This is a genomic window from Thalassolituus maritimus, from assembly GCF_900156675.1.
GTDB classification, from domain to species: domain Bacteria; phylum Pseudomonadota; class Gammaproteobacteria; order Pseudomonadales; family Oceanobacteraceae; genus Thalassolituus; species Thalassolituus maritimus.
The window spans coordinates 453,429-467,650 of the sequence record NZ_FTOH01000002.1 but is presented as its reverse complement, the minus strand read 5'-3'; the positions used below and the strand labels follow the sequence as shown (position 1 = coordinate 467,650).

Here is a 14,222-nt window from a genome sequence, read left to right as displayed (position 1 = left end):
CAGTTACCTCAGAAGTTTTCTGGCATTTTTGCCTTTTCACGAGCGATTTCACGACTGATCAGGCCTTTGCTGACCAGGCTTTGCAGACATTGATCCATGGTCTGCATTCCGTGCGCTGCCCCAGTCTGAATGGCAGAGTACATCTGCGCAACCTTGTCTTCACGAATCAGGTTACGGATCGCCGCGGTGCCAACCATAATCTCATGGGCTGCAATCCGGCCGCCACCGTTCTTTTTCAGCAGCGCCTGAGACACAACGCCTTGCAGCGACTCAGATAACATCGAACGCACCATGGATTTTTCTTCCGCCGGGAATACATCGACAATACGGTCAATGGTTTTCGCCGCGGAGCTCGTGTGCAGAGTACCGAACACTACGTGGCCGGTTTCGGCAGCGGTCAACGCCAGACGGATGGTTTCAAGATCACGCAGCTCGCCCACGAGAATCACGTCAGGATCTTCACGCAGCGCTGAGCGTAGCGCTTCATTAAAGCCCAGCGTATCGCGATGCACTTCACGCTGGTTAATCAGACTCTTTTTCGATTCGTGAACAAATTCGATCGGGTCTTCGACGGTGAGGATATGATCGAACTTGGTCTCATTGATGTAATCGACCATGGCCGCCAGCGTGGTTGATTTACCTGAACCGGTTGGGCCAGTCACAAGTACAATGCCACGGCTGATCATGGCGAGATCTTTAAACACCTGCCCCATTCCCAACTGATCCATGGTCACAACTTTCGACGGAATGGTACGGAACACAGCGCCCGCACCGCGGTTGTGGTTAAAGGCATTCACACGGAAACGGGCAACGCCAGGCACTTCGAACGAGAAGTCAGTTTCCAGAAATTCTTCGAAATCTTTTCGCTGCTTGTCGTTCATAATGTCGTACACAAGGGCGTGCACTTCTTTGTGACTCAGCGCCGGTAAATTAATACGACGGACATCTCCATCGACACGGATCATAGGAGGCATATCTGCCGACAGGTGGAGGTCAGAGGCCCCCTGCTTCGCGCTAAAGGCCAATAACTCGGTAATATCCATGTGATCCTCTCTATGATCCTGGGCCAGATGCGCCAGCTCTGCCGGACAGCCCTATAAATGCCAAAATATTAGTGATGTGACCAGTCGGATGAAGCGGTCAATCCCTCGACTGGTGTATGATGTAATGTAATCGCTGTTGAACAAATTTCTATGAACAGCGTCACTACAGCAACAATCAAGTTAATCCTAAACCAAGCAAGCGTAATGTCTACTGTCGAACAGAACTATCAACGGATCCGTGAGCGTCTTAACGCGGCCTGTGCAAACGCTTCACGCGAGCCTGACAGCGTTCGCCTGCTGGCGGTCAGTAAAACCAAGCCCGCAAGTATGGTACGCACCTGCTATGAACTGGGTCAGCGCGCCTTCGGCGAGAATTACCTGCAGGATGGACTCGACAAGATTGAAGCGCTGTCGGAGCTGACCGATATCGAGTGGCATTTTATCGGCCCGCTGCAATCAAACAAAACACGCCCGGTCGCCGAGCACTTTCATTGGCTGGAAACGCTGGATCGCGAAAAGATCGCCCGTCGCCTGAATGAACAGCGCCCGGACGATCTGCCGCCGCTGAACGTACTTATTCAGGTCAACATCAGTAACGAAGAGCAGAAGAGTGGCATCGCGACAGACAGCGTCACGAGTTTTGCGCAGACTCTCCTATCCTTGCCTAGACTGAAAGTTCGGGGATTGATGTGTATCCCGGAAGCAACCAGCGATGAGGAGCGACTGCGAGATCAGTTCCTCAAAATGCATAGGCTGTGGCAGGAATTAAAGGAACTATGCCCGGACGCAGACACGCTGTCGATGGGCATGTCGTCCGATCTTGAACTCGCGATTGCATGTGGATCAACGGAAGTTCGTATCGGCACAGACATATTCGGAGCGCGGGACATCCCGGGCGCTCAGTGAAGGTATTCAGAAGCAGGAACCAACAATGACACAGATAGCATTCATTGGCGGTGGCAATATGGCCACCAGCATCATCGGCGGCCTGATCAGAGAGGGGGCAGTCAGCCCGGATCTGATTCACGTCAGTGACCCAGGCGCAGAGCAACGGGAACGCCTCACCCGCGATTTTGGCATTGTGACCCATGAGTCCAATCTCGACGCTATCAGCAGCGCGACCGTGGTTATCCTTGCAGTAAAGCCACAGATGATGAAAGCCGTACTGGAACCGCTGCAGGCCACGCTGAACACCCGCCAGCCGCTACTTATTTCTGTTGCAGCGGGTATCAGTCTGCCAACGCTTAAAGAATGGAGTGGATGTACAGCCGTCGTACGCGCAATGCCGAACACGCCTGCGCTGACAGGTTTCGGCGCTACCGGGTTGTTTGCCAGTGAAGAAGTGTCGCTGGACCAGCGTAATCTGACGGATACCTTGCTCGGCGCCACAGGCCTGGCTATGTGGGTACAGACCGAAGCTGAAATTGACGCTGTCACGGCGCTGTCTGGCAGTGGCCCGGCTTACTACTTCCTGCTGATGGAATCCATGATCGACGCTGGCATCAAGCTCGGACTGAGCGAAGAAACCGCACGTCGCCTGACATTACAGACGGCTCTGGGCGCAGGAAAAATGGCGAGCAGTTCGGATGTTGCCCCGGATGAATTACGTCGCCGGGTAACATCTCCGGGCGGTACCACTGAACAGGCAATCGCGACGTTCGAAGGCGCGCACCTGCGCGATATCGTTAAAGCCGCCATGGACGCCGCCGCAAGAAGAGCCGCTGAGCTCAGCGACGAACTGGGCAATGGCTGAATCCTGACTCAGCAGGGGGTGAAATTTTCTCAGGCGTCCCCATCTGAGGTAATAAGTAATTGAGAAGATAAGCACTTGAGATAACAAGTGGGTTAACAAGATCGTACCGTGCGGCCCAAAGGCCGCTCAATTTTAACTGGAGTATTCATGGGTTCACCACTCACACAGGCGGGTCTGCTGCTCGTCAACGCCATCGGAAGCCTTGTCTTGCTGATCGTTATGCTGCGCTTCCTGCTTCAACTTGTCCGCGCTGATTTCTATAACCCCCTGTCACAGATGATTGTGAAGTTCACCAATCCACTGCTTATTCCACTGCGCAGAGTGATTCCCGGCCTTGGAGGTCTCGACATGGCGTCACTGGTACTCGCACTGGCCATCCAGTACGTCATCATGGCGCTGATTCTGATGCTCGCGGGTTACGGAACAGGCATGCCCTTTGTCGCCATGATCGGCTGGGCCGCTGTCGGTATTATCAAGCTGCTGATCAGTATCTATTTCTGGGGCATGCTGATTATGGTAATCGCCTCCTGGGTTGCTCCGGGGTCGTATAATCCGGCGCTGATCCTGATCAACCAATTGCTTGAACCGGTCATCCGGCCAGTACGCAAAATCATGCCGGACATGGGTGGCCTTGATCTGTCGCCACTGGTAGTCATCCTTGGCATTCAGCTCGCTGAGATCCTGATTCTGTACCCACTGAAACAGGTTCTGCAGGTGCCTTCGGGCTTGATCATGGGTCTGTAAGCTAAGATTTTCTACGCGGCAACAGGCCTTCTGTTGTCGCGTATCTGATGTATAAATAACCAACCGTGAACCTCAGTGCGAATGGCCCTCCCCCGCCAACGTACCATTACCTTTCCCGACAGGCACAGCCAGTGCCAAGCCAGCTCTAAGCCTGATAAACTTGCTGTATTACTAGCTTGCAAATGGATACCTGACTCCGATGCCGGACGTTATTCCAGAAAACTCGGTCGGACTGATCACACCCAAGGTTCAGCACTTCGACACGCCCCTGACATTACGCAGCGGACGAGTGTTAGAACAATATGACCTGATCTACGAGACTTATGGCGAACTCAACGCCGACCGCTCCAATGCTGTCCTGATCTGCCATGCTCTGAGCGGCGATCATCACGCCGCGGGCTATCACAGCATGGACGACAAAAAGCCCGGCTGGTGGGATACCTGCATCGGCCCCGGTAAGCCTATTGATACGAATAAATTCTTTGTCGTTTCGCTGAACAACCTCGGTGGTTGCTCTGGCTCCACTGGCCCGGTCAGTATCAACCCTGAAACCGGCAAAGCGTACGGGCCCGACTTCCCTATCATGGCGGTCCGTGACTGGGTGAACAGCCAGGCTCGCCTTGCCGATGTTCTTGGTATTGATGTCTGGGCTGCCGTTGTCGGCGGCTCTCTCGGTGGCATGCAGGTGCTTCGCTGGTCTATACAGTTTCCCGAGCGCCTGAAACACGCCGTTGTTATTGCTTCTGCCCCCAAACTTTCAGCGCAGAATATCGCCTTTAACGAAGTCGCCCGACAGGCCATCGCCAAAGACCCCGACTTTCACGATGGCTGGTATCAGGAGAAAGGAACACTGCCTAAAGCAGGCCTGATGCAAGCGCGGATGCTTGGGCACCTGACGTACCTTTCAGACGATGCAATGCGGCAGAAATTTGGCCGGGAATTACGTGAGGGTAAGCTGAACTTCAGTTTTGCTCCTGAGTTTCAGGTAGAAAGCTACCTGCACTATCAGGGCGAGAAATTCAGTACACGCTTCGATGCCAACACCTACATGCTGATGACCAAAGCACTGGACTACTTTGACCCGGCACGCGACCACGATAATGATCTGCGTAAATGCCTGAGTCAGGCGAAATGTCGTTTTCTGGTCGTATCCTTCACAACCGACTGGCGTTTTGCCCCAGCGCGCTCGGAAGAAATCGTGAATGCACTGATCCACGCCGACAAAGACGTCAGCTATGCCTGTATTGAGTCTGACAACGGCCACGATGCCTTCCTGCTTCCTATTCCGCGCTACCTGGATATCTTTCATGCGTATATGGAAGGTGTGGCAGCACGTAGTTTCGGAGGTAAGTCATGAGTGAACTGCGTCCTGATCTGAGTATTATTCAGCAGTGGATTCGACCAGAAAGTGAAATCCTTGACCTTGGATGTGGCGAGGGAGAATTACTCAGCTATTTGAAGAATGAGAAAAACGTTCACGGCTATGGTCTGGAGATCAATCCGGAGAAGCTGACAGCCTGCATCCGTAATGGCGTCAATGTCATCGAACAGAACCTGGATAATGGTCTCGGTAACTTTGAAGATCAGAGCATCGATACCGTTGTGATGACTCAGGCACTGCAGGCGGTGCAGCGACCGGATGAACTGCTCGACGAGATGCTGCGTATCGGCAAAGAAGCCATAGTGACGTTTCCGAACTTTGGTTACTGGAAAACACGTTTCTATCTTTTACTGAAAGGTCGCATGCCGATGTCGGATACGCTGCCATACAACTGGTACGACACGCCGAACATTCATATGTGCACCTTCCGCGACTTTGAAATTCTGTGCCGTGAAAAAGGCATACGTATACTTAATAAAACCGTAGTCGACGATCAACACCGCGAACACTGGAGCATTCGCCTCTGGCCAGCCATGCTGGGTGAAATCGCGGTTTACCACATCACCAGGAGGTAAGTATGAACGCACTGAGTAAGATCAACGCTATCCTAATACTGGCTCTTTCTATCGTGTCCCTGCAGGTATCTGCAGATCGCGGTGAACAGAAGCAGGTGTTCGGCGACTATGAGGTTCACTATATCGGCCTCAACTCCAGCTTTTTGCCTGAAGATGTTGCCGAAGCCTATGATATTCCGCGCTCCCGTTCGCTGGCGTACCTGAGCATTTCGGTACTGAAGAAGGTCAAAAATGATGTGCCAGCTCCAGTCACCGCAGAACTGACGGGCACGATCAAAAATCTTATTGGTCAGAGCCGCAGTATCGAATTCCGGGAAATCAAAGAAACCAATGCGGTCTATTACGTATCGACCTTCCGCTTCGATAAAAATGAAGTATATCGCATTGATCTGGACGTCACCCCAGACAGTAGCAACCGTACTTTTGACGTGAAGTTCAGCCAGAAATTTTATCAGGAATAATCATGACCCGAATCGTTCTTGCCAGTGGAAACAAAGGCAAACTGCGTGAATTTTCAGCCATGTTTTCAGAGCACTTTGCGAATGACAACGTTGAGCTGATTCCGCAGACAGAACTGGATGTCTCTGACGCCGACGAGACAGGCCTGAGCTTCGTTGAAAATGCCATCATAAAAGCACGTCACGCCTGTCAGGTCACTGGACTGCCCGCTCTGGCCGATGATTCGGGCATTGAAATTGATGCACTTGACGGTGCCCCAGGAATCTACAGCGCTCGCTACTCCGGTGAAGGCGACCAGGCAAATAACGCGAAAGTCCTGGAAAATATGAAGGGTATTCCAGAAGCGCAACGTACCGCGCGCTTTCAATGCGTTCTGGTATATATGCGCCATGCCGAAGATCCGACCCCACAAGTATTTCAGGGGGCGTGGGAAGGCATTATTCTGACCGAACCATCAGGCACTGAAGGCTTTGGTTACGACCCTATATTCTATGTTCCGAGCGAGCAATGTAGCGCAGCTGAACTGAGTCGTGAGCGTAAGAACAAACTATCTCATCGCGGTCAGGCCATTCAGCAACTGCTGGCCCGCTGGCGCCCTTAAAGCGATCAATGACTGCTAAAACATCACAAAGAAGAACACCTTGAACATGCTTGAACAACTCGAACAGAAAATTCTGAATACGGTTTCTGCACTGCAGGAAACACGGAAAGAAAATAAAGCCTTACAGGCAACCACCGAAGAATTAAATAATACGATCGCTGAGCTACGTCAGACCGCTCTGGATGCTGAAGAGCGCCTGCAACATCGCGACACCGCCATTACCGCACTGCAACAGCAGTACGAGTCCGTTAAGAGAGAAAATACCCGCCTGTCTCATGAGAAAAATGAGTGGGAAGTAAAAGTATCTGCGCTGATGGAAGCCATTGACGAGACAGAGTTTGAACTCGAATCACCTTCTATAGAATCTTCTTCAGCAGCCGGAGCCGCCTGAAAGGATCATGACACTGCCTCCTCTGAGTCTGTACATCCACGTTCCGTGGTGTGTACGCAAATGTCCTTACTGTGATTTCAACTCTCACGAGGCAGTCAGCGATATTCCTGAGACAGAGTATATTCAGGCGCTTCTGAATGATCTTGAACAGGACCTTCACTGGGTACAGGGGCGCCCCATAGAAAGTATCTTTTTTGGTGGAGGCACCCCCAGTTTATTATCTGCCCGAGCCTACGAAACGCTCCTCACCGGGCTGACTGAAAAACTCACCTTCAGCCCTGATATAGAAATCACCCTGGAAGCCAACCCCGGAACCCTCGAAGCGGATAAGTTTAAAGCCTACCGCCAACTGGGCATTAACCGCTTATCCATGGGTATTCAAAGTTTTCAGCCCGAGCACTTAAAAAAACTTGGGCGAATTCACGACAGAGCACAGGCACTCGCGGCCATTGAAACTGCCATCAATGCCGGGTTCAGTAATTTTAATCTCGACCTGATGCACGGCCTGCCCAACCAGACGCCAGAGCAGGCGCTCGATGATTTGAATACCGCGCTGTCGTTTCAGCCACCTCACCTGTCCTGGTATCAGCTGACGATTGAACCCAACACCGAATTTTATAAGCGCCCACCGGTTCTGCCTGAAGACGATACCCTATGGGATATTCAGGAGCAGGGACAAGAAAGACTGGCGCAAGCCGGGCTGAGTCAGTATGAAATTTCGGCGTATTCGCTGCCCAATAAACAAGCCAGACACAATATTAATTATTGGCGCTTCGGTGATTATCTCGGCATAGGTGCAGGTGCACACGGAAAAATCACGACCTCTGGGCCACAAGGGCTGACCATACTTCGCACACGCAAAACGCGCCTTCCGAAAGACTACTTAAATACCGAAAAACGTTTTCTTGCAGGGCAAGATCGCATCGCGCCTGAGGACACAGCGCTGGAGTGCATGATGAATGCATTGCGCCTGCATAAGGGTATCCCTGTCAGCGACTTTGAGGCCCGTACCGGTATGACGCTGAGCAGTATTCAAGCCCCACTGAGCAAAGCGCGCTCTCTTGGATTAATTGAATGCGATACTACTATCCGGGCTTCTGAGCGCGGCCAGCAATACCTGAATGAACTGCTTGCCCTCTTTCTGACCGATTAAATATCGTCAGGAAATCAGGCGACCGACACTATCCGCAGGTCTGGTTGCGGGGCATACAGCTCCTCAAGATAAGTACTCGCCGCCGCGACGCCCATCTCGTAACCATCCACCAGCTTTTTCTCATTCATGCACAGGCGAGACACAGCAAACTCCGGCGGTGGAGCAATAACGCGTACCCGGCAGCCTTCCGGAGGCGAGGCAATAAAATCGAGGCTCTCGTTATATTGTGCGGTGCGGAATTTCATGGCATTCATCAGGCCCGCTTCACCAGCAAACATTTTCTCAAGCAGCCAATGGCTCTGACTGTCTTTTTTACGAAAACCCAGAGGCTGTGAAAGCACCACCGTAATGTCGTCAGCCCCCATGTTCCAGGCCTGGCGAACAGGGATGGAATCAGCCACGCCACCATCAACATAGCGTTCTGAGTTGACGGTCACAGGCGAACGATAAAAGTAAGGGATAGCACAGGTCGCCACCATGGCATCATGCACTGTATTACCAGTGACGGGCAGATAATGCGCCTGTCCTGTCTCGACATGCGTCGCAGTGGCATACAGTTCCATATCACCCACGAACTCTGCCAGAGGCAACTGCTGGTGTGTGTAATGCCACAACCAGTGTACGTCGGTCATATGCCCGCCCCGGACGAAACGCACCGGGCTGAAGAACTCTTTCTGGCGTGCATATTCCATAATCGCCGTACGCGCCCGCCCGGGTTGTCGGGACAGGTATCCTGTCAGGTTGGTGGCTCCCGCTGAGACGCCGATACCAAAATCAAACTCGTGGTAACCTTGTTCGAGAAAGTGATCAATCACACCACTGGCGAATATGCCGCGCATCGCTCCACCTTCGACAACGATCGCTTTCTTTGACCCACCAGCCGTATCGTTGCTTGCCACACTGTCTTTGACGCTATTGCTTACAGTATCGTCGCTTGCCATATCGATCTCCGCTTAGTTCCAACCTTCGTGGCAATCACTGATATCGACCTTATTGCTGATCGTGCATTGCCAACATATTTCAGAAGGGTGACACCCATATTGGTTCCATTGAAATGAATTTTTCCAATTCAACCAATAGGCAAAAGCTTGCTGACTGCGACAATCAGGGCAAACAAAAAAGCCCGATGCAGTGCACCGGGCTTTTATCAAGGAGTAGCTATCAAGGCTGAATCAAGATCAGGAAGACACCTGAGTCATTGCGATAAACTCTTCCATATCACGTAATTTTTCGAAGCTCGGATCATGAGCAGCCTGCTCGCGCAGGGCTTCCGATGTTTCAATTGCCTCAGAAAGATCACGCAAAGCTTCTTCAATGTAGCCACTTTCAGCGTGCGCACAAGCGCGTTGGTACTTCGCATGACTGTTTTCAGGATCGATCGTCAACGCGCGATTTGCCAGAGCGTTGGCCCACTGGTTCTGACCAAGCAGCAAGGCCGCATCCGCCTTGTAGGTAATCGCTTCAACGTCATCAGGTCGCAGTGCGAGAATCTGATCGTAAATAGCGATCTTATTCTGCGCGCTCGACTCCTGAGAGGCTTTCAGCCAGAGCGAGTGGACTTCGTTAGTCAGCTCAATCTCTTCCTGAGTCGCCGCAATATGTCGGGACTTGCTGTGAAGCTCACGCTCAAGTTTCTCAAGACGTTCTTCATAGGAACTGGTAATCCGGGAGATCTCGTCATTGGCGAGGGCACTCGCTCTGTCTTTAATCTCGCGTAAGGAATTCCAACCAACCAGTACCAACAGAGTTGAGGCACCCGCGATAAGATAGAAAAAATAGGTAACCGTATCGGTCGCGTACATTAACGCTTTATCCGCTACACCAAGCTCGCGATCTGTCATTTTCTCGGTGACTTCGACACGGTGGTCGGCCAGCATCTGACGAAGCACTTTGACTTCATCCAGCAAGTAACGCTCGGTGAACGCAGAATAAAGAGGCGCATCAAGCGCCTCTATCGTTTTTTCGGCCTTGGCATAGTTTGCCTGTACTTCTTCGGCCGACTCAGCAGTTTCAGTTGTTGGGGCGGCGTTGACCCGCGCCGGAAGAATCACCAGCGCTGAGGCAAACACCATCAGGGACAAAAATATATGCCAGACAGTTCTTATCATGCGGACTGTACCGCCTCCCAATCACTGTTGTTCTCGATCAGGTCAGTGTGCAGCGCTTTAACCGCAGCCGCATAATCCTGATCAGCAACAATGAACATCATATCCACCTGACGCATCGCCTGGTGCACAGAAAGAATGTTCACACCCGCGTCAGACAGAGCGGACGCCGCGGATTTCAGCAGGCCCGGAACCTTCATATCACTACCGATTGCACTCACCATTGCCATCTTCTCAACCCGAATATCAGCATTAGTGTAGTTGGCCTGCAAACGATCCATCAACCAATTGATGCGACGCTTGTTGCCCTTAAGGTAGAAAGTCACGGTGTTAGCGTTAAAGTCTTTAGTCAGAACACGTACACCAGATTCAAATACCAGGTCGTTCATCTTCTGGCCGTAAGACGGGTCGCCTACCATGTCCTGATCAAACAGTTCCATCGCCCAGACGCTGCGGGTACCCGCAATGATCTCGACCTTGGGTGTTTTACTGCTGTAATCACTGCGGATTTCAGTACCGCGGTGCTCAGGCTCGAACGTATTTTTCACCCGAAGCAGGATATTACGCTTACGCAAGCCCGCCGCTGCACGTGGGTGGATTGCTTCCATACCCAGGTTAGCGAGCTGGTCAGCAACGTCATAATTGGTCAGACCAATCGGATGAACGTTCTCAGCACCAACCATTTCCGGATCGGCCGTGCTCAGGTGGTATTCTTTATGAATAATCGCTTCGCCGGCACCCGTTACTGTCGCTACCTTCGAAAAGGTCATTTCACTGTAGCCACGGTCGTAAGTTTTCATCAGGCCTTCGCGGCACTGGGTATAACCGGTCACGATAGGCATTTCCTGAGTAAAGTCGACATCAGCAAAGGCATCGCTGATGTGATCTTCCAGGGTCTGCTGACTGTCTGAACGCCAGTTGGTCAGGTCAATGAATCGTGCGTTGATATCATTCAGCTTGAGCAGCTGAACAGAGTTGTAGGCGCTGTGAGCCTCGCCCAGCGCACTCAGCATCTCACGCACACGGTGCAGATGATCATCCAGCTGGAAGTGCCCGAAGGTACAGACGTTTTCAAGATGCTCAAGGCACTGTTTAACATCTTCAATACGGCTACTGATAAATTGATCAGCGCGACGACGAACAATATCCTGTCCTTCGAACATCTCTTCATTCATGGCCAGCATAGCGGCCTGTACTTCGTACAGCTTCTGCTGCCATGGACGGTTTTCGTCCATCTCGGAGAAGAGAGCATAAACACCGGGCTCACCGGTCTTTTTATGTTCAAGAAGACCGTTGGTCATACCGGCGTAGGCCGATACAACAAAGGCACGCTGGTATAAGGTTTTTTCAGTACCACCGTGTGGTACCTGCGGGCGCTGCCAGATATTTTTCAGAACGTCGTCGTAACGGCTCATCGAAGTGCCGCCGATTTTTTCTACACTGTGCTTAATCATGTTATTCCTGCTGATTCTGTAAGTTAGTTGGATTGGCCCGTTTCCAGGCCATCACGCGAATCAGTCTTCGATGGTCTCGGCTTCCAGTGCGTAGACGCCGTTTTCATCGTGGACTTCCTTGCCGTTCAATGGCGGATTAAACACGCACGCCATGTGCATATCTTTGGTCGCGCGCAGCAAGTGCTTATCGTGCTTATCCAGAATGTAGAGAGTGCCCGGACGGATCTGGTAAATTTTGCCGTCTTCTACCGTCTCAATTTCACCTTCGCCCTGCATGCAGTACACAGATTCGAGGTGGTTCTGGTAATGAATAGGCGTTTCAGTACCCGCGAAGATAGTGGTGATATGGAATGAGAAACCCATGTTGTCGTCTTTCAGCAACATGCGCACGCTTTCCCAGTTACCACCATCAATAGCGCGACTACTGTTTTTGCATTCTTCGAGTGTTCTTACGATCATTTTTGAGTTTTCCTGAATTTGTTAGCGTTAAGAGTTTAGAGGAGGCTTCTTAAGAAGCCTTGCTGACCTGCTCTGACATGACCTGGGCAACACATTTCTCAAGGATGTCGAGACCCGCACTCAACTTACTTTCTTCAATAGTCAGCGGTGTAAGGATCTTCACCACCTGACCGTCAGAACCGCTGGTCTCAATGATCAGCTTGTGCTCAAACGCTAACTCAGTAATTGCATCGGCGATGTCACCGTTAGCAAACTCCAGTCCCTGCATAATGCCACGACCTTTGTGCTTCATCTTAGATGTACCACCGTTTTCTGCCTGAATCTCTTTCAGACGACGACGGATAACACTTGCCTTGTGCTGAATCTCTTCAGCAAAACGATAGTCGCTCCAGTACTCTTCAAGTGCGCGACGTGCCGTAACGAAGGCATGGTTGTTACCCCTGAAAGTACCGTTGTGCTCACCCGGACCCCAGATATCGAGCTCTTCTTTGAGCAGAACGACCGCCATCGGCAGACCATAGCCACCCAAGGATTTCGATAGAGTAATAACGTCCGGCTCGATACCGAATTCTTCAAAGCTGAAGAAAGTACCTGAACGACCACAACCCGCCTGAATATCATCAACGATCAGCAGCATATCGTGCTTCTTACAGATCGCCTGCAGACCTTGCATCCATTCTTTAGATGCGACATTCAGACCGCCCTCACCCTGAATACATTCGACAATAACACCGGCCGGGTGACCCAGACCTGACGAACCGTCTTCGAGCGCCTTGTCCAGATATTCGAGCGTATTGAAATCGCCGAGGTAACCATCGTACGGCATAAACTGAACACCGGTTGTTGGCAGACCGCTGGCCTTCTTGTAGTAACCGTTACCGGTAACCGCAGCAGAACCCTGAGTCACACCATGAAAGCCATTAGTGAACGAGATAATAGTCTGACGACCGGTATTCTTACGCGCTACTTTCAAAGCAGCTTCAACTGCGTTGGTACCCGTTGGGCCAGTGAACTGAACTTTGTAGTCCATGTTGCGTGGCTCAAGGATCAGATCACGGAATGCTTCCAGAAATGCTGCTTTCGCATCTGTGTGCATATCCAGACCGTGGGTCATACCATCCGCTTCGATGTAATCAATCAAAGCTTGCTTGAAGGCTGGGTTGTTGTGACCGTAGTTGAGTGTGCCTGCGCCACCCAGAAAATCGATGTATTCGTTGCCATCGCTGTCGGTCACGGTAGCGTTCTGCGCCTTAACAAAGGTCACAGGGAATGAACGGCAGTAACCACGAACGTTTGACTCAAGATCTTTAAAAATACCCATATCAGATTTCCTCTGTATTTGGTTTAAATTCTGTTATTGCGCAGCGCTGATATCAGCACTACCGAAAGGACCAATGTGGACGAGCATTTCTGTTTCATGCTGTCCTGCAAAATGCTGTTCTTTATCGAACATGACGCGTTCGTTCAGCGGTGCATCTAATTTGCGGGCAAGCCTTCTGAATAAATTCCATGAAGCTTCGTTACCCGGCGTAATGCTGGTGTGGAGATGACGAACCGTGCCTTCGTGACGGGAAAGCAGCTCAAGCAGCATTTTGCTGGCAAGACCCAGACCGCGAGCTTTGGGGCTGACAGCTACCTGCCAGACAAAGAGAGTGTCTGGTTGTTCAGGCAGAAGATAACCGGAGATAAAACCGATCGTTTCACCCTGCTCTTCAGCAAGCACCGCGGTATCGCGGAAGTGAGAACACTGCAGGTTGTTGCAGTACATTGAATTTGTATCCAGAGGCTTGCAGTTTTCCACAAGATTATTCACTACAGAGCCGTCTTCCGGATTTGGCTTGCGCATTGTGATTAGGCGCTGAGACTGATCTTTTTCGTTGGGCGCTGCCTGCGCCAGAATCTGATTCATTTCCTCTTCGAGGTCCGCGTACCGGCGTAAGCCATTACGTCCTCGTCAATTGCTAGGGTTAGTCAATTACTTTGAACTCTAAACATTATAGCCAATCGCAAAATATATACAACTCTAAATATATTTCATCCGATCTCAGACTTTTCGATTGAGAAGAACGCATTTTTTTGTACAATAAACGAACTAAATAGGCGT

General features: G+C 51.3%; 16 protein-coding genes. 9 read left to right on the top strand and 7 right to left on the bottom strand.

The window, feature by feature from the left end:
* Positions 1 to 8: 8 nt before the first annotated feature.
* On the bottom strand, positions 9 to 1,043 hold the full coding sequence (locus BW941_RS04845) for a type IV pilus twitching motility protein PilT (RefSeq protein ID WP_068436327.1): 1,035 nt from the start codon (positions 1,041 to 1,043) through the stop codon (positions 9 to 11).
* A 204-nt stretch (positions 1,044 to 1,247) separates the two neighbouring features.
* Here BW941_RS04845 and BW941_RS04840 point away from each other — a divergent pair, with 204 nt between their 5' ends.
* The 9 genes from BW941_RS04840 to hemW all read left to right on the top strand — a co-directional run bounded on the left by BW941_RS04840 (position 1,248) and on the right by hemW (position 8,100).
* Positions 1,248 to 1,949, top strand: coding sequence for a YggS family pyridoxal phosphate-dependent enzyme (locus tag BW941_RS04840; protein ID WP_076514504.1), 702 nt, complete (start codon positions 1,248 to 1,250; stop codon positions 1,947 to 1,949).
* A gap of 25 nt (positions 1,950 to 1,974) precedes the next feature.
* Entirely contained in the window at positions 1,975 to 2,796 is an 822-nt protein-coding gene (proC, locus tag BW941_RS04835) for a pyrroline-5-carboxylate reductase (RefSeq protein WP_068436323.1), read from the top strand.
* 147 nt (positions 2,797 to 2,943) lie between these two features.
* Positions 2,944 to 3,540, top strand: a complete 597-nt coding sequence (locus BW941_RS04830) for a YggT family protein (protein ID WP_076514503.1) — start codon at positions 2,944 to 2,946, stop codon at positions 3,538 to 3,540.
* A gap of 199 nt (positions 3,541 to 3,739) precedes the next feature.
* Positions 3,740 to 4,897 carry a homoserine O-succinyltransferase MetX gene (gene metX / locus BW941_RS04825; RefSeq protein WP_076514502.1) on the top strand — a complete coding sequence of 386 codons (1,158 nt, stop codon included), beginning with the start codon at positions 3,740 to 3,742 and terminating at the stop codon, positions 4,895 to 4,897.
* 5 nt (positions 4,898 to 4,902) lie between these two features.
* Positions 4,903 to 5,496, top strand: coding sequence for a methionine biosynthesis protein MetW (gene metW, locus BW941_RS04820; RefSeq protein WP_076514567.1), 594 nt, complete (start codon positions 4,903 to 4,905; stop codon positions 5,494 to 5,496).
* Between the two features lie 2 nt (positions 5,497 to 5,498).
* Entirely contained in the window at positions 5,499 to 5,957 is a 459-nt protein-coding gene (locus BW941_RS04815) for a DUF4426 domain-containing protein (protein ID WP_076514501.1), read from the top strand.
* Complete coding sequence (gene rdgB, locus BW941_RS04810) at positions 5,957 to 6,556, top strand: RdgB/HAM1 family non-canonical purine NTP pyrophosphatase (RefSeq protein WP_217693568.1); 600 nt, start codon at positions 5,957 to 5,959, stop codon at positions 6,554 to 6,556. Before BW941_RS04815 ends, rdgB begins: the two co-directional genes overlap by 1 nt.
* A 46-nt stretch (positions 6,557 to 6,602) precedes the next feature.
* Positions 6,603 to 6,947 carry a hypothetical protein gene (locus tag BW941_RS04805; protein ID WP_076514500.1) on the top strand — a complete coding sequence of 115 codons (345 nt, stop codon included), beginning with the start codon at positions 6,603 to 6,605 and terminating at the stop codon, positions 6,945 to 6,947.
* 7 nt (positions 6,948 to 6,954) lie between these two features.
* Positions 6,955 to 8,100, top strand: a complete 1,146-nt coding sequence (hemW, locus tag BW941_RS04800; protein WP_076514499.1) for a radical SAM family heme chaperone HemW — start codon at positions 6,955 to 6,957, stop codon at positions 8,098 to 8,100.
* 14 nt (positions 8,101 to 8,114) lie between these two features.
* On the opposite strand, the gene BW941_RS04795 is transcribed toward hemW, so the two are convergent.
* From BW941_RS04795 to ectA, 6 genes are all read right to left on the bottom strand, one after another.
* Positions 8,115 to 9,041, bottom strand: a complete 927-nt coding sequence (locus BW941_RS04795; protein ID WP_084188635.1) for a patatin-like phospholipase family protein — start codon at positions 9,039 to 9,041, stop codon at positions 8,115 to 8,117.
* Positions 9,042 to 9,278: 237 nt separating this feature from the next.
* Positions 9,279 to 10,208, bottom strand: a complete 930-nt coding sequence (locus BW941_RS04790) for a TPR end-of-group domain-containing protein (protein ID WP_139325743.1) — start codon at positions 10,206 to 10,208, stop codon at positions 9,279 to 9,281.
* Entirely contained in the window at positions 10,205 to 11,659 is a 1,455-nt protein-coding gene (locus tag BW941_RS04785) for an aspartate kinase (RefSeq protein ID WP_068438093.1), read from the bottom strand. Before BW941_RS04785 ends, BW941_RS04790 begins: the two co-directional genes overlap by 4 nt.
* Positions 11,660 to 11,719: 60 nt before the next feature.
* Positions 11,720 to 12,118, bottom strand: coding sequence for an ectoine synthase (locus tag BW941_RS04780; protein ID WP_068438096.1), 399 nt, complete (start codon positions 12,116 to 12,118; stop codon positions 11,720 to 11,722).
* Positions 12,119 to 12,167: 49 nt separating this feature from the next.
* Complete coding sequence (gene ectB, locus BW941_RS04775) at positions 12,168 to 13,439, bottom strand: diaminobutyrate--2-oxoglutarate transaminase (protein ID WP_076514497.1); 1,272 nt, start codon at positions 13,437 to 13,439, stop codon at positions 12,168 to 12,170.
* 33 nt (positions 13,440 to 13,472) lie between these two features.
* Complete coding sequence (ectA, locus tag BW941_RS04770; protein ID WP_245820041.1) at positions 13,473 to 14,027, bottom strand: diaminobutyrate acetyltransferase; 555 nt, start codon at positions 14,025 to 14,027, stop codon at positions 13,473 to 13,475.
* Positions 14,028 to 14,222: the final 195 nt, after the last annotated feature.